General features: G+C 41.6%; 16 protein-coding genes and 1 pseudogene. 5 read left to right on the top strand and 12 right to left on the bottom strand.

Annotation, left to right across the window (positions count from 1 at the left end; genetic code table 11):
• Window positions 1-46 precede the first annotated feature (46 nt).
• The 9 genes and pseudogenes from trpA to A7456_RS04370 all read right to left on the bottom strand — a co-directional run bounded on the left by trpA (window position 47) and on the right by A7456_RS04370 (window position 6,220).
• Window positions 47-877, bottom strand: coding sequence for a tryptophan synthase subunit alpha (gene trpA, locus A7456_RS04410; protein WP_067007983.1), 831 nt, complete (start codon window positions 875-877; stop codon window positions 47-49).
• A 21-nt stretch (window positions 878-898) separates the two neighbouring features.
• Window positions 899-1,600, bottom strand: a complete 702-nt coding sequence (locus tag A7456_RS04405; RefSeq protein WP_067007980.1) for a hypothetical protein — start codon at window positions 1,598-1,600, stop codon at window positions 899-901.
• Between the two features lie 9 nt (window positions 1,601-1,609).
• A pseudogene (locus A7456_RS04400) lies at window positions 1,610-2,110 on the bottom strand (NADAR family protein); the annotation flags it as partial.
• 39 nt (window positions 2,111-2,149) lie between these two features.
• A complete protein-coding gene (locus tag A7456_RS04395) occupies window positions 2,150-2,392 on the bottom strand; it encodes a hypothetical protein (RefSeq protein WP_067007976.1) in 243 nt (80 codons plus the stop codon).
• Entirely contained in the window at window positions 2,393-3,598 is a 1,206-nt protein-coding gene (gene trpB, locus A7456_RS04390; protein ID WP_067007974.1) for a tryptophan synthase subunit beta, read from the bottom strand.
• 27 nt (window positions 3,599-3,625) lie between these two features.
• Entirely contained in the window at window positions 3,626-4,003 is a 378-nt protein-coding gene (locus A7456_RS04385) for a type II toxin-antitoxin system VapC family toxin (protein WP_197940292.1), read from the bottom strand.
• 8 nt (window positions 4,004-4,011) lie between these two features.
• Window positions 4,012-4,242, bottom strand: a complete 231-nt coding sequence (locus A7456_RS04380) for a hypothetical protein (RefSeq protein WP_062498278.1) — start codon at window positions 4,240-4,242, stop codon at window positions 4,012-4,014.
• 8 nt (window positions 4,243-4,250) lie between these two features.
• A complete protein-coding gene (locus tag A7456_RS04375; protein WP_067007972.1) occupies window positions 4,251-5,003 on the bottom strand; it encodes an SDR family NAD(P)-dependent oxidoreductase in 753 nt (250 codons plus the stop codon).
• Window positions 5,004-5,539: 536 nt separating this feature from the next.
• Window positions 5,540-6,220, bottom strand: coding sequence for a phosphoribosylanthranilate isomerase (locus A7456_RS04370; protein ID WP_067008591.1), 681 nt, complete (start codon window positions 6,218-6,220; stop codon window positions 5,540-5,542).
• A gap of 360 nt (window positions 6,221-6,580) precedes the next feature.
• Between A7456_RS04370 and gdhA the strand changes: the two genes are divergently transcribed.
• The 3 genes from gdhA (at window position 6,581) to A7456_RS04355 (ending at window position 10,128) form a co-directional block, all read left to right on the top strand.
• Window positions 6,581-7,921 (top strand): NADP-specific glutamate dehydrogenase, encoded by a 1,341-nt coding sequence (gdhA, locus tag A7456_RS04365; protein WP_067007969.1) that lies wholly within the window; start codon window positions 6,581-6,583, stop codon window positions 7,919-7,921.
• 261 nt (window positions 7,922-8,182) lie between these two features.
• The gene (locus tag A7456_RS04360; protein ID WP_067007966.1) at window positions 8,183-9,571 is read left to right on the top strand and encodes an FAD-binding oxidoreductase; all 1,389 of its coding nucleotides are present in this window, start codon (window positions 8,183-8,185) and stop codon (window positions 9,569-9,571) included.
• A gap of 59 nt (window positions 9,572-9,630) precedes the next feature.
• Window positions 9,631-10,128, top strand: a complete 498-nt coding sequence (locus A7456_RS04355; protein ID WP_067007963.1) for a protein disulfide oxidoreductase — start codon at window positions 9,631-9,633, stop codon at window positions 10,126-10,128.
• Between the two features lie 117 nt (window positions 10,129-10,245).
• Here A7456_RS04355 and A7456_RS04350 read toward each other — a convergent pair whose 3' ends face one another.
• Both A7456_RS04350 and ruvC read right to left on the bottom strand, forming a co-directional pair.
• The gene (locus A7456_RS04350; RefSeq protein ID WP_067007946.1) at window positions 10,246-11,556 is read right to left on the bottom strand and encodes a solute carrier family 23 protein; all 1,311 of its coding nucleotides are present in this window, start codon (window positions 11,554-11,556) and stop codon (window positions 10,246-10,248) included.
• Between the two features lie 223 nt (window positions 11,557-11,779).
• Entirely contained in the window at window positions 11,780-12,367 is a 588-nt protein-coding gene (ruvC, locus tag A7456_RS04345; protein WP_066884592.1) for a crossover junction endodeoxyribonuclease RuvC, read from the bottom strand.
• A 135-nt stretch (window positions 12,368-12,502) separates the two neighbouring features.
• Here ruvC and A7456_RS04340 point away from each other — a divergent pair, with 135 nt between their 5' ends.
• Entirely contained in the window at window positions 12,503-13,075 is a 573-nt protein-coding gene (locus A7456_RS04340) for an FxsA family protein (protein WP_066892797.1), read from the top strand.
• A 56-nt stretch (window positions 13,076-13,131) separates the two neighbouring features.
• Here the strand turns inward: A7456_RS04340 and epmB are convergent, their stop codons facing one another.
• The gene (gene epmB, locus A7456_RS04335) at window positions 13,132-14,142 is read right to left on the bottom strand and encodes an EF-P beta-lysylation protein EpmB (RefSeq protein ID WP_067007943.1); all 1,011 of its coding nucleotides are present in this window, start codon (window positions 14,140-14,142) and stop codon (window positions 13,132-13,134) included.
• A gap of 96 nt (window positions 14,143-14,238) precedes the next feature.
• Between epmB and efp the strand changes: the two genes are divergently transcribed.
• Window positions 14,239-14,808 carry an elongation factor P gene (gene efp / locus A7456_RS04330; RefSeq protein WP_066888458.1) on the top strand — a complete coding sequence of 190 codons (570 nt, stop codon included), beginning with the start codon at window positions 14,239-14,241 and terminating at the stop codon, window positions 14,806-14,808.
• Window positions 14,809-14,919 lie beyond the last annotated feature (111 nt).

The raw sequence follows: 14,919 nt of genomic DNA, 5'->3' as shown, positions 1-14,919 counted from the left end.
TATAGTCATAGTTTACAGTTGTTTTAATCATTTGGCAAATCATTTTTTAAAGCTCATCAATAGCTTGGCGTAATTCGTCCATTTTTACCAAAATTTGACGAATGGCAAGCTCCAATTTATCTTTATCATCACCCACATCAGCAAAATGACGCACAAGCTCACTGCCAACAATTACCCCATCTGCACATGTCGCCACTGCTTTGGCACTCTTGCCATCTCGTATGCCAAAACCTACGCACACAGGCAGGTCAGTGTCCGCCTTAATCGCCCTAACCTGCTTGCCCACATCGTCAATATCTGGTGCGTTTGAGCCTGTTACGCCTTTGACTGACACATAATAGATAAATCCTGAACCATGTTCTAGCACCGCTTTTCGGCGTGTCGGCTCGGTGGTCGGAGCCAGCAAAAAGATTTGGTTCATGCCATGCTCGGTTAGAGCTTTGGTAAAATCACCTGTTTCATTATTTACCACTTCATTGGGCGGTAAATCCACCATCAATAGACCATCCACGCCATTGGTTTGGCACAGTTTTAAAAATTCGCCATAGCCGATAATTTCAATGGGATTTAAGTAGCCCATAAGTAGCACAGGCGTTGTGGTGTTGGTTTTACGAAACTGTCCCACCATTTCAATCGCCCCGCGTGTACTCGTACCACCCGCCAATGCTCGCTCGCCAGCTTTGGCAATGGTTTGACCGTCTGCCATGGGGTCAGAAAATGGCAAGCCAACCTCAATCACATCCGCCCCATGAGCGACAAGACGATGCATTAAATCTACCGTAACGCTTGGGGTTGGGTCGCCTGCCATGATGTAGGGGATTAGGGCTTTTTTGTTTTGCTGTTTTAGGGCAGCAAAGGTTTGGGAGATTCGGGTCATTTTATTACTCACTATTTTGGTTTATTGATTAGAATTGATTTTAAAACCTTCTTGTGGAAAGCCTTTATGGTATGTCAAATATATGGGCGGTTTTTGTAAATATGAATGAATGATTAAATTTCCCACTTCATATAAATTGGTTAAGTATTGACCATTGATTACCAATTTTTCATTCAGTATTTTTAAATAAACACTGCGAAACCAACCCATTTTTTTATTGGCGGATTTTAAAGATTTAAATTTTTCTTTGGTATATTGATAATCAATACCTTGCTGACCACGCATTGAATTTGTCGCAACCAAATCAATGTCTTTAAAAAGTATTTCACCTTGATTTTCATTAAAATAAGATAATAATTCAATTCTATCAGAATGAATAATCAAAATATCCTCATAACAATAATCAATTTCTTGTTTATAAAAACGGTTTGGCTCAAAAATGGCATTGGATTTTTCAAGTCGGCTTTTCTCTATAAAAAAGGCTATCATTATGAGAACCAACCATACCAATGATTTCTTAAAATCATAAGAAACAAGGTTTATAAAAAACATGATAGAATATAGCACAATATGAAAACTAAAAATAGAATAACTAAACGCCTTACTTTGCCAAAAATTTAGACGATTTTTTGAACTCAAAACACCAATCGTAATTGGAAAAGACAATTCTGTTTTATTTTCCAATTTTTTAAAATCTTGTAATGATATGGTTTCGTTTTTCATTTTTACCTTTTAAGATAATAATAACTCATCTCTCACTTGCATTAACGCAAATCCCAATAAATTTAAGCCTTGCCAGTTATTGGGATTATGGATTTTATCATCATCTTTTGCCAAACCTACGCCCCAAATTTTATCCACAGGGCTGGCTTCTACCAAGATTCTATCGCCTGTGCCTAATAAATAGGCTTTTAATTCTGGGTACTGACTAAATTTGGCAATATTGCCCTGCACCACAATCTCAAAGCGGTGTTCATTTCAAATTTTTTCATCAAAATTTTTCACTTTTCGCCCCAAATCTTTGGCTTGTTTGGGGTATTTTGAGTGAATAATTTCATTAAAAATTGCCATATCGCCAAATAATTTGGCTTTTTGTGCCATCATATAATGTTCGGTGGTAGGATAAATTATATCGTCCACCACAAAAGGCGAATCATACCATTGACTAAAACAGGCATTGGAGACTTGTCCATTAGATTTGGGCGTATGTCCCCAAAAATATAAAATTTTAAATTAGGGTGAGATTGGTATTTGTTAATCGCCCAATCTAGGTTATAAGTTTGTGTCATTTTCTACTCGCTTAATGATTAATTTTCCATTATCATCAATACTAGATTGCCATTGGATATTTTTAAAAGTTTCCCAATCCATAGTTTCATAAGTTGGACAACTTTTAAAATATTTTTCAAATAATGCTTCTCCAATGGCATCATCAATATTATCATCACTTAGGGGTTTATCAATATAGGGATTTAAAATACCATACAAATCCTCAATGGAATTGATTATTTTCATTCAATCCATCTCAATCCCATCCACACTCATCACCGTATGCAAATCCTTATCGCCACGCCCTGATAAATTAATGATGATGGATTTGTCTTTATCAAGCGTTTTGGCAAGTTTTAGCCCATAGGCGACAGCGTGTGAACTTTCTAGGGCGGGGATGATGCCACAGGTTTTGGTCAAAATACGAAAAGCTTCTAAGGCTTCATCGTCATTGATGACAGGATAATTAACACGTCCTGCATCCTTTAAAAAACCATGCTCAGGCCCAACACCAGGATAATCAAGCCCTGCCGATATGCTGTGCGTATGCAAAATCTGACCATCATCATCCGCCATAAGATAAGTGCGATTGCCGTGCAATACGCCCACACGCCCTGCGTTTAATGGGGCAGAATGCTCGCCTGTGTCTATGCCATGTCCGCCTGCTTCCACGCCATAAATTGCCACATCATCATCATTTAAAAACTCATAAAACAGCCCCATGGCATTTGAGCCACCTCCCACGCAAGCGACCAATGCGTCAGGATTTCTACCCTCTTTTTCAAGGTGTTGCATTTTGGCCTCACGCCCAATAATTGCCTGAAAATCACGCACCAGCACAGGATAAGGGTGTGGGCCTGCCACCGTACCGATGACATAATAGGTATCATCCACGTTCGTTACCCAGTCTCGCATGGCCTCGTTCATCGCATCTTTTAGGGTGCGTGAACCTGATGTTACTGGCACGACTTTTGCCCCCAAAAGTCGCATTCTATACACGTTCATTTTTTGGCGTTCCACATCGTCCGCCCCCATATAGACCACGCATTCCAATCCCAAACGTGCGGCGATGGTTGCCGTTGCCACACCGTGCTGACCTGCACCCGTCTCAGCGATGATACGTTTTTTACCAACCATTTTGGCAAGTAGGGCTTGACCGATGGTGTTATTAACCTTGTGAGCCCCTGTGTGGTTTAGGTCTTCTCGTTTTAGGTAGATTTTGGCACCACCTGTCTCGTCTGTTAAGCGTTTGGCAAAATAAAGCGGTGTGGGGCGACCGACATAATTGACCAAATCATCATGAAATTGGGCCCAAAACTCAGGGTTATTTTTGACGGATAAATAAATGCGTTCTAACTCTTCTAACGCACCCATCAACGTTTCAGACACAAAGCGTCCACCATGAATGCCAAAATGACCTGTGGCGTTGGGGTATTGGGTATAATCTGTCATAAGTTTTTGCCTTTTAAATTAAATTTTTTACCAAATCACATCAATGGGAAATGCGTTTATTTCATCATCACAGCTAATTAAAATCAACTGTTCAATTTGAGTTTGGGCAACCAACATTCTATCAAATGGGTCTGCGTGATTTAATGCGTATTCGCCTGATAATTTGGCGTGTCGCCAATTCACCGATAAAGGTTTAAAATCAGCGTCAATCATTAAAGTTTCAAAATTTTCTAATATTTTTTGAGCTTTGCCTAATTTGCCTTTTCGGTGTTTGGTTGCCATTTCCCAAACACTTGCCGAGCTGACATAAATTTGATTATCATCATTGGTTAAAATATCAATGGCTGTTTTGGATAATTTTTCAGGTTCGGTATAGTACCACAGCAAAATATGGGTATCTAACAAATATCGCTTTACCATTTTTCCAATTCGTCCTTATCCAAAGGCTCATAAAAAGCAGGGTCAGCTTTATAACCAGATAATCTGCCTAATTGTTGTTGGCGTTTGCTCATTTTTGCTGTGGGTTCATTGTTAATTGTTTCGTCCAAAAATACCACCATGACTTGACTGGGTTTGTCAAATGGCGGTAATTCGTTTAATGAAATTTTACCGCCTTGATAAGTGCCACTAATTGTATAATGCATAATTTTTCCTATAAATCTTTAACAACCGTCAATCCTGCAAAAGTTTGGGCGGTTGGCATGACTTCCAAGCGGTTGATATTGATGTGTTTGGGCTGGTTGATGAGCCATAATACCATATTACTGATGTCTTGTGGATGAATAAATGCCACATTTTCATAAACCTTATCCGCTCGCTCATCATCACCATAAAAACGCACGTTACTAAACTCCGTACCACCGCACAGACCCGGCTCTATGTTGGTAACTCGCACTTTTTTGCCAATCAAATCGGCTCGCAAATTTAGACTAAACTGCGTAACAAATGCCTTGCTCGCCCCATAGACATTCGCCCCAAAATACGGATAATTGCCTGCCGTTGATGAAATATTGATGACATAACCGTCATTTTTGGCAACCATAAAAGGTAAAATCTCACGTGTGATATTGACAAGCCCAAGCGTGTTGGTATTTATCATCGCCTGCCAATCATTCATATTTGCTTTATCCGCAGATTCTAAACCCAATGCCAATCCTGCATTATTGATAAGCACGTCAATGCCTGTCAAAATGTCATTAGGCAGTGTTTGTAGTGCTGTCTTTGTGGCAGACATATCACCAATATCAAAGCACAGTGGCATAAAATTATCGCCAAGCTCGTTTTTTAAGTCATCAAGTTTATTTTTACGGCGACCTGTGCCAATGACGGTAAAGCCATTTTTGATACAATCAATGGCAATTTGCCTGCCAAAACCTGATGTTACGCCTGTGATTAAAATGTTCATGATGTTCTCCTAAACAATAAATTTATAAAAACCGCCAAAACGGAGTTTTTAATTTCTCATTGATTATTTTTTACAATTCTCCTTTTAAATAAAGTAGCCAACAATCCAATAGGTAAAAATGCAAAAATAATATATTCAATAATATGGATTTTACACCGATACAAGCACCTATTAGCTCAGAAATAATACCTATGGGCACAATTTTCCGAATAATAGATTTGGCTTGTTTGAATTCTTCTGGTTCAGATTGGTGTGTTGGACTTTTAGAATGGATGTTTTTAGAATGGATATTATGATAATCAAATCCAGATAATGGCGTTATCTATTTTTAGGTCATCTAAGATATAGCCAATATCTCAAAGAGTATGTATTTTTTTCAAACTCTTCATTTTATTTATCATCATAATGATAGAACCGATGATAGAACCGTGCAACAATCTCATTGTTTGTCATTTTAAAACTCCCTATTAAAAATGATGGTTTGGATGGTACATGATTTAAATTTTTGTGTCAAGATGGATGGCATAATATTTTTATTATCTATGAACGTTATTAATATTATTCATAAAAGCCCACATTCTTCGCCCACACTTCACCCCCTTTTCTTTTTCAATCCCCCCACTGACATCAACGCCTTTTATTTTTGCCATAAGCGACTGATTGCTCAAAATATCTCCGACATTATCAGGAGTTAATCCCCCTGCCAAATAAATCGGCAAAGGTGAATGATTGGGGATTTTATTCCAATCAAATAAATGCCCTGTTCCGCCATAAGCACTATCAGAAAAAGTATCCAAAATCACCCCACTTGCCCCCCATGATTTAAATTCATTGATTTGATTTAAGATGCTGGCAGCGGTATCATTATGTTTCACCCGAATGGCTTTTATCCAACGTTTATTTACCGCACTGGCAAGTTTTTGGCATCTGGCAGGTGTTTCGTCGCCATGAAATTGAATGATGTCCAAAGAAACTTGTTTTGTTAGGTTGGTAAGTTCATCTTGCTCCATATTTACCACCAAAGCTACAATCGTGGTAAAGGCTGGCACGATTAGGCTCAACATCTTAGCGGTGTCAACATCCACAAACCTTGGGCTTGGCGGATAAAATACCAGTCCCACAGCATCCACACCAAGAGCGGTGGCAGTATGCAAATCATCTGCACAAGTAAATCCGCAGAACTTGACGGCTAATTGGTTAAAAGATTTTTGGGTCATGTTATCAAGGATTACAAGGATTATTGAGTAGGTGGCATTGTCGCATTTATTGTCGCATTTTAAGGTATCATTAATCGGCAGACATGTCCATATCTTACCAAAAAAATTTGTTATTTTCATAAAAAATATTAAAAATCACGAATGATATCATTGGGTTATTTTTATTTATTAAAAATATTGATAAAATATTAACTTTAAATGATAATTACCCATAAATGCAGGGATAAAATGCCTTGAATTTTTCATGAAATCTGTTATTATTGTTATCACTTATGAGTTAATTATTTTTTTTGATAAAAACTGATAAGTGTCAACCCTTTCATTCCTTTCATTTCATCAGTTTTACCATAGGAGCATGCCATGACCATCAAATCCGCCATTGCCAAAGTTGAGCAAAACTATGCCCATCAGCCAGAATTTATTCAAGCTGTCAAAGAAGTTGCCATGACCATTGAACAGGCCTATGCTGACCATCCTAAATTTGAAGAATACAAAGTATTTGAACGTCTGTGCGAGCCTGACCGCATCATCAGCTTTCGTGTGAACTGGGAAAATGACAAGGGCGAGATTCAGGTGAACCGTGGCTGGCGTGTCCAGTTTAGCAATGCCATTGGCCCATACAAAGGTGGCATCCGCTTTCACCCAACCGTTACCGAGGGCACGCTAAAATTTTTAGGATTTGAACAGATTTTTAAAAATGCCTTAACAGGTCTGCCGATGGGCGGCGCTAAGGGCGGTTCAGATTTTGACCCTAAGGGTAAAAGCGAGGCTGAGATCCGCCGTTTTTGCTATGCTTTTATGCGTGAACTTTACAAAAATATCGGTAAAGACATGGATGTACCAGCAGGCGATATTGGCGTGGGTGGTCGTGAGGTGAATTACATGTTCGCCATGTATAAAAACTTAACTCGCAAATTTGAGGGCGTGCTAACTGGCAAAGGTGTAGGACATGGCGGTTCACTCATTCGCACCGAGGCGACAGGCTACGGTTTGGTGTATTTTCTTGATAACATGCTAAAAGCCAATAACGACAGCCTAGAAGGCAAAACTGTACTCATATCAGGTGCAGGTAATGTAGCTCAATACGCCGCCGAAAAATGCCTACATTTGGGTGCTAAGGTCATCACTTTGTCTGACTCAAAAGGTACGCTTGTGGACAAAGACGGCTTCACGGCAGAAAAAATTGACTGGGTCAAAAACCACAAAGCCAGTGGCAAAGCGTTAGAAGATTATGTTGATGAGTTTGGTGGTCAATGGCTGTCAGAACAGCGTCCTTGGCAGTTTGATGCAGACATTGCCCTACCATGTGCCACTCAAAACGAGGTCAGTGAAGATGATGCAAAAGCTTTGGTTGAACATGGTGTAAAATATGTTGCCGAAGGAGCGAACATGCCACTGACCGCCCTAGCCATTGATGTGGTGCGTGAACATGGCATTGCCTACGCCCCTGGTAAAGCTGCCAATGCTGGCGGGGTTGCGGTATCTGGCTTAGAGATGAGTCAAAACTCGGTGCGTAAATACAAATCTTTTGAGGATTTGGACTTAGAATTACAAAAAATCATGAAAAACATTCATGAAAATGCCAAAACCGCTGGCGAAAAATACGGCACAACCGAAGGTGCTATTGACTATATGACAGGAGCAAATGTAGCAGGATTCATGCAGGTTGCCAATGCTCTTGTGGCGTATGGTTATCTATAATCATATGTTAATCACAGCTTTATCAAGCAGTACCAACAGACGCCCTAAGAATCATCTCGGGGCGTTTTCATCGTTTAAGACCCAAATCATCTTTATCCATCAGTGCCAATAAGGCGTTGCACCGCTGTTTGTAAAAGCCAACACCGATTTGGATGGTTTTATCGCACCGAGAGATTTTAAGGGATGTGTCATAAATTTTACCCCCAATGGGATAAATTTTTGATATGATATGAATTTTTAGCAAAGACAGCAGAGAAATACATGAACTTAACCCAATTTTTAGCTGATTTACAATTTGACCCAAACCAAATCAAAACCGACTCAGACAGCCTGAACAACTGGGGCAAGGACTGGACAAAGCATTTTGCTCCTGCCCCATCTGCCATCATTTTTCCTAAGACCACCGAACAGGTTGCCCACATCGTCCGCCTTGCCAACACCCATAGCATCTGCCTTGTGCCTAGTGGTGGACGTACAGGTTTATCAGCAGGGGCGGTGGCAAGCAATGGTGAAGTGGTGGTAAGTTTTGATAAAATGAATGCCATTGGCACGTTTTATGAAGCTGACCAAATGGTGGAGGTGGAGGCTGGTGTTATTACCAAAGCCTTACAAGAATTTGCCAACGCCAAAAACCTATACTATGCCGTGGACTTTGCCTCATCTGGGTCAAGCCAAATCGGTGGGAATATTAGCACCAATGCAGGTGGCATTAAGGTGATCCGCTATGGCATGACTCGTAACCAAATCCTAGGCTTGACAGTGGTAACGGGCAAGGGCGACATTTTGGAGCTCAATGGCGGTATGCTAAAAAACGCCACAGGCTATGATTTTCGTCATTTGTTCATCGGAGCGGAGGGCACGCTTGGGTTCATCACTAAGGCACTCATCAAACTTGAAAAACAGCCTGTAAACTTGACCGCCATGGTGCTTGGTGTGCCTAATTTTGAATCGGTGGTAACGCTGCTTGACAGATTTGGCAAGGCGTTAAATTTGACCGCTTTTGAATTTTTTGACAGCGTAGCACTTGATAAGGTGCTAAGTGCAGGACATGCCAAAGAACCTTTTGACACCCGCACACCTTTTTATGTTTTGCTAGAATTTGAAGCCGTCTCCGATGATGTGTTAGACACTGCCATGAGCGTGTTTGAGACGTGTTGTGAAGATGGTCTTATTGAAGATGGCGTGATGAGCCAAAGCGTGGGGCAGCTACATGAACTTTGGAAGTTGCGTGAGAGCATCTCTGAGACGATTTCGGTGTTTACCCCTTATAAAAATGATGTATCGGTACTGATTGTGCATTTGGGTGATTTTATTGATGACATTGAACAGATTGTCAAGGACAATTACCCTGATTTTGAGATTTGTTGGTTTGGACATATTGGCGATGGTAATTTACACCTAAATATCCTAAAACCTGATACGCTTAGCAAAGACGACTTTTTTGCCAAATGCCAAATGGTAAATAAATACGTTTTTGATACGGTCAAAAAATACAAAGGCTCAATATCTGCCGAACATGGCGTGGGCATGACTAAAAAGCCATATCTAGACTACACCCGCTCGCCCATTGAGATTGAATACATGAAAGCGGTAAAAGCGGTATTTGACCCCAATGGGATTATGAACCGTGGTAAGGTATTTGATATTTAGAACTTTTTAAATTTAAAAACCTATTTTAGAATCATCAAGATAAGTTTTATTTATAAATTATGAAAAAACTTCGCAAAACCTTATTTTCCGCCTTGACTTACCTTGTGATGTTTATCATCATCTACACGGCGGTCAATCTGTGGCGGTCACCTGTCATGCCAGACGGCCCCAAACTTATCTATCAAAACAGCTCAAAACAAGTGGTGGATGTCGTGGCACAAAGCCATGATGCCCCTGTACTCATCTACTTTTGGGGGTCATGGTGTGGGGTGTGTCGCACAACCGGTCCCAACGTCCAAACCCTGCACGCCAATGGTCATGACGTGCTAAGCGTGGCGGTATCATCAGGTAATGATGATGAACTGCTTGCGTATATGAACAAACATGGCTATGATTTTTATACCCTAAATGACCAACAAGGAGTGATATTTCATGAATGGGGCGGACAAGTAACGCCATCTTTTGTGATACTAGATGATGGTAAAGTTGCCCAAAGTTTTACAGGCATCGCACCGCTTTGGTTGTTAAGATTGCGGATGTGGTGGGCAGGATTATAAGGTGTACTTAGCTTTCTTAGCTTTGATGGCATTTTATAAATCTTGATAAAAAATTGAGGATTTAGCCATTTTCATGGCAAATCCCAAAAACTCACCATTACGCCCCATCCATATTGATTAACTCTGCATGGTGTTGCCTTTGTTCTTGCCTGCCCCAAGCACCCAATTTAGTAGCATTGCCATAAAGGTTGCCGTACCGATACCCCCCAAATCAAATGAGCCAATCACCAAACCAAAATTACCCGTTCCCAAAATCACGCTGACCGCACCCACCATCAGGTTTTTGTTATCGCTAAAATCCACTTTATTATCAATCCAAATCTTTGCCCCTGCAATGGTAATCAAACCAAATACAACAATGGACGCACCTGTCAAAACAGGCGTGGGAATGGTCTGGATTAATGCTCCAAATTTTGGTGACAACCCCAAACAAATGGCAAATACCCCTGCTACCACAAACACGAGCGTAGAGTATACCCGAGTAATCGCCATAACCCCAATGTTTTCGCCATAAGTTGTCATGCCTGTACCGCCCACTCCTGCCGAGAGTGCTGTTGCCACGCCATCGGCGACGAATGCCCTGCCAAGCTCGGGGGTCAAATTCTCGCCTGTCATCGCCCCTACCGCCTTGATGTGCCCCAGATTTTCTGCCACAAGGATAAACGCCACAGGCGCGATGATGAGCATGGCATTCATCTCAAAGATGGGGGCATAAAAATTTGGCACACCAAACCAACTTGCCTGCCCAATCACCCCAAAGTCAATCGGCTTACCAAAACCCATGACATTAGCGATAATGGCATAAATAACATAAGCCAACATCAACCCCAAAAGAAGCAATAAACGTTTGACAAACCCCCTAGCAAAGACCGCAATGCCACTCATACAAAGCACAGTGATAAGCGTCATGGCAAGTTCAAAAGGTTTGCCTGCCACAGATGACACCGTAACAGGGGCAAGGTTTAGCCCGATAATCATAACCACCGCTCCTGTAACCACAGGGGGCATGAGTTTTTCAATCCAGCGTGTCCCTGTTGCCATGACGATAAAACCAATCAAGGCATAAACCACACCGCAAGCGATGATGCCACCTAATGCCACGCCCAAATTAGGGTTTGTTCCACTGCCCGTGGCGTGGGCAGTTGCTGCTGCCACAACCCCAATAAAAGCAAAGGACGAGCCCAGATAGCTTGGCACTCGCCCACCTGTCATGATAAAAAATAAAATGGTACAAATCCCACTCATCATAATGGCAAGATTGGCATCAAAGCCCATTAAAATAGGGGCAAGCACCGTCGCCCCAAACATGGCAAGAACATGCTGAATGCCAAGCATGACGGTCTGAACAGGGGGTAGGTATTCATTTGTTGCAACAGCACTTGTGGAGATGTCGCCTTTGTAGGGGGTAAATTTGGGAAATAATGACATGGCTGACCTTATTGTTTTAAATCATTTTAAATTGTTTTAAATTGTCTTAATTTAAACAACCCCTTTCAATATGACGATTGAAGATGGGGTTTGGATTTTATGAGACGCAACCAGCTAAGAGTAGGTACACTCTATTCATGCAAAAACACGTGTTTTTTTAAAATATTTAACATGTAAATTGCATCATAACAGGCAGTTACGTTTTGGTGTTATCATGATTTTGTTATTTTTTTTGGGTGAGTAAATCCGTCTCAGACAGACGCCATCGTCCCTTTTTTTTGCTTACCGAACGACCTTTTAGAGCAGCATTCCCCAAAAGTTTGTGCATAGAATGACTAGAATGGGCATGACAAATGGCACACGCCAACCCATCGGCTGCATCTGCCTGCGGTACAACATCAAGGGCAAGCAGACGACACACCATGGCCGTTACTTGTTCTTTGTCCGCCGCCCCATAGCCACAGACCGCCTGTTTGATTTGGCGCGCGGTATATTCTGAGACGGTCAAACCCTGTGCACTCAAAGAGGCAATCGCCGCCCCACGAGCCTGCCCAAGCTTTAAAGCACTGTCAGGATTTGTCGCCATAAACACCTGTTCAATGGCGGAATGTATCGGTTCATCGTAATATTTTTGATAATGCTGGACAATCCTTGTGATGCCATCAAAAATCTGACCAATACGCACAGGCATGTCCATACTGTCAGTACGTATTGTTCCTGCATCCATGAATGTCAAGCCATCACCCACTGAACGCACGATGCCGTAACCTGTCATGCGAGAGCCGGGGTCTATGCCAATGATGAGTGTCATATTAATGTGGTTTGCTCAGATAAATGTTAAAAATTGTTACCTTTACCATCAAAAAGTTGGCGTTGGTGTAAATATTTGGTATTATAAACCATTTTTTGCCAAATTTCTAAATTTATGAACTGATAAGGAAAATATATGGGCGTTATTGTAGGCATTGCTTTGGTGTGGTTCATCATTGAGATGTTGATTTGGTATCTGCTGGCTCAGTTTATGAGTGGTTGGCTTGTTTTTTTGTGGTTTGTCGTGGCATTTTTTATCGGTCTGACACTCATCAAAAAAGCCGCCAGTACCCTAAATCCCATGGCCAAGCAGATGAAAAGTGGCGTTATCCCCAACCCTGCCAATCAACCGCCAGAGTCTGCCATCACCAAATCGGTTGCGATGGGCATTGCAGGGATTTTATTTGTTCTGCCGGGCATCTTAACTGACATTGGGGCGTTTTTGCTCTTGTTACCCGCCATTCAAAAAATGCTGACAGCCAAAGCCAAAAACTACGCCATGAACAACCAAGACAAAATGATGGCAATGATGGCAAAACAGATGGGGGGTCAAAATCCCTTTGGTGGCATGGGGGGTGTGAACCCCAATAATCCATTTGGGCAGAAAAACCCCTTTGGTACTGGCGGTTTTGGGGGCAATTATGGCAACTCTGGCACTACCATTGACGGGCAAGCAAAAACGATTAAAAAATCAGCCAATGATGACTAAGCTAAAATCACAAACAATCGCTCAATAACATTGGGCGATTGTTTATTTTTATGATTTTAAGTTGGGGGTCGCTTATAAATATCAATCGGTACTTTATAGGGCTTGCCTGCCATCTCTTGCACCAGTTTCGGCACAAGATAGCCCGATAATTTTTCCAAAAGTTGCCAATAAATCTGTATCGCTCTGTCTATCGGCAAATCAAAATGAGCCGACCCTGCCACTTTATCCAAAACATGCAAATAATACGGCATCACACCAATACCAAATAAAGCATGACTTAATTGGCACAATGTCTCTACATCATCATTGACCCCTTTTAATAATACGCTTTGATTGAGCAGTACCACGCCATGATTTTTTAGAATTTGGCATTTTTGGGCAAGGGCATCGTCTATCTCATTGGGATGATTGATGTGTAGCACCATGATGATGTTTTTTGGGCAGTTTGCCAATATCTCAATCAGCTCATCATCAATACGATTTGGCAATATCGCAGGCATGCGGGTGTGAATGCGAATGGTTTTAATATTATCAATCACTGATAATGCCCCAATCCATTCATTAAAACGACGGTTATTGATGTTCAATGGGTCGCCTCCGCTTAATAGCACTTCATTGATGCGTTTGTCATTGGCGATGTATTGGCAGATTTGGCGAATGTCTTGGCTGTTTGGCAAGTTCGCCCCATAATCAAAATGCTGACGAAAACAATAACGACAATGCACCGCACACGCCCCTGTTACCGTGATTAAGGCACGGCTTTGGTATTTGTGTAATAAGCCCTTCATTGGGTTGTGGGCATTCTCACCAAGTGGGTCAGCGGTATAGCCTGCCACAGGCAGACTCTCGGCAATGTCAGGCAGGATTTGGCGTAATAATGGGTCGTTTGGGTCGCCCTTTTTCATCTTATTGATAAAGGCGTGTGGCACTCTTAGGGGGAATTTATTTGGGGTGTATACCTGCTCTGGCAGGGGCAGCTCTAACAGCTGATAAAGGCTTGCCACGTCGCTTACGGCACCTGACAGCTCTTTTTGCCAATTTGGCTCATTAAAAAAAATGTCGTTCATTTTTGACAAAACTTAGTGATATTGAGTATAATAGTGGGTTAGGTGTGTCATTATAACGCATTTTTATTTTATGTTTTTATTTTTAAGGTAATTTTCATGGCAAGTTTTTCTACCAATGATTTTAAAGCAGGCTTAAAGGTCATGCTAGATGGCAATCCCTGTTCCATCCTAGAAAACGAATACGTCAAACCGGGCAAGGGTCAAGCCTTTAACCGTGTCAAACTTCGCAATCTAAAAACTGGTAAAGTCCTAGAACAAACCTTCAAATCAGGCGACAGCCTAGAAGGGGCGGACGTGGTGGATACTGAGATGGAATATCTGTACAATGACGGTGAGTTTTGGCATTTTATGCACCCTGAAACCTTTGAGCAAATGCAAGCTGACAAAACGGCGATGGGCGATACAGTGCAATGGCTAAAAGAGAACTCAAATGCTCGTTGCACCATCACCTTGTTTAACGGCTCACCGCTGTCGGTTACCCCACCGAACTTTGTGGAACTTGAAATCGTTGAGACTGACCCTGGCGTGCGTGGCGATACGTCAGGCGGCGGCGGCAAACCTGCCAAGTTAGAAACAGGGGCAGTGGTACGTGTACCGCTATTTGTCCAACAAAATGAAGTGGTCAAAGTTGATACTCGCACGGGTGAATATCTGTCTCGTGTGTGATGGTGTGATGAATGCCAAAAAACAGTCCATATATATGGGCTGTTTTTTTGTGCTGATTTAGATATGAAAAAACCCAACCTTCAAGCGTGAAAGTTGGGTGTGGAGAAAAGC

It is taken from the genome of Moraxella nonliquefaciens (assembly GCF_001679005.1).
Classification (GTDB): domain Bacteria; phylum Pseudomonadota; class Gammaproteobacteria; order Pseudomonadales; family Moraxellaceae; genus Moraxella; species Moraxella nonliquefaciens.
This window is presented reverse-complemented; position numbering and strand designations above follow the sequence as displayed.

What these genes read in the sequence shown, in the direction of transcription:
- trpA (WP_067007983.1), bottom strand. Translation starts at nt 877, where the DNA reads ATGACCCGAATCTCCCAAACCTTTGCTGCCCTAAAACAGCAAAACAAA.
- A7456_RS04405 (WP_067007980.1), bottom strand. Translation starts at nt 1,600, where the DNA reads ATGAAAAACGAAACCATATCATTACAAGATTTTAAAAAATTGGAAAAT.
- A7456_RS04395 (WP_067007976.1), bottom strand. Translation starts at nt 2,392, where the DNA reads ATGAAAATAATCAATTCCATTGAGGATTTGTATGGTATTTTAAATCCC.
- trpB (WP_067007974.1), bottom strand. Translation starts at nt 3,598, where the DNA reads ATGACAGATTATACCCAATACCCCAACGCCACAGGTCATTTTGGCATT.
- A7456_RS04380 (WP_062498278.1), bottom strand. Translation starts at nt 4,242, where the DNA reads ATGCATTATACAATTAGTGGCACTTATCAAGGCGGTAAAATTTCATTA.
- A7456_RS04375 (WP_067007972.1), bottom strand. Translation starts at nt 5,003, where the DNA reads ATGAACATTTTAATCACAGGCGTAACATCAGGTTTTGGCAGGCAAATT.
- A7456_RS04370 (WP_067008591.1), bottom strand. Translation starts at nt 6,220, where the DNA reads ATGACCCAAAAATCTTTTAACCAATTAGCCGTCAAGTTCTGCGGATTT.
- gdhA (WP_067007969.1), top strand. Translation starts at nt 6,581, where the DNA reads ATGACCATCAAATCCGCCATTGCCAAAGTTGAGCAAAACTATGCCCAT.
- A7456_RS04360 (WP_067007966.1), top strand. Translation starts at nt 8,183, where the DNA reads ATGAACTTAACCCAATTTTTAGCTGATTTACAATTTGACCCAAACCAA.
- A7456_RS04355 (WP_067007963.1), top strand. Translation starts at nt 9,631, where the DNA reads ATGAAAAAACTTCGCAAAACCTTATTTTCCGCCTTGACTTACCTTGTG.
- A7456_RS04350 (WP_067007946.1), bottom strand. Translation starts at nt 11,556, where the DNA reads ATGTCATTATTTCCCAAATTTACCCCCTACAAAGGCGACATCTCCACA.
- ruvC (WP_066884592.1), bottom strand. Translation starts at nt 12,367, where the DNA reads ATGACACTCATCATTGGCATAGACCCCGGCTCTCGCATGACAGGTTAC.
- A7456_RS04340 (WP_066892797.1), top strand. Translation starts at nt 12,503, where the DNA reads ATGGGCGTTATTGTAGGCATTGCTTTGGTGTGGTTCATCATTGAGATG.
- epmB (WP_067007943.1), bottom strand. Translation starts at nt 14,142, where the DNA reads ATGAACGACATTTTTTTTAATGAGCCAAATTGGCAAAAAGAGCTGTCA.
- efp (WP_066888458.1), top strand. Translation starts at nt 14,239, where the DNA reads ATGGCAAGTTTTTCTACCAATGATTTTAAAGCAGGCTTAAAGGTCATG.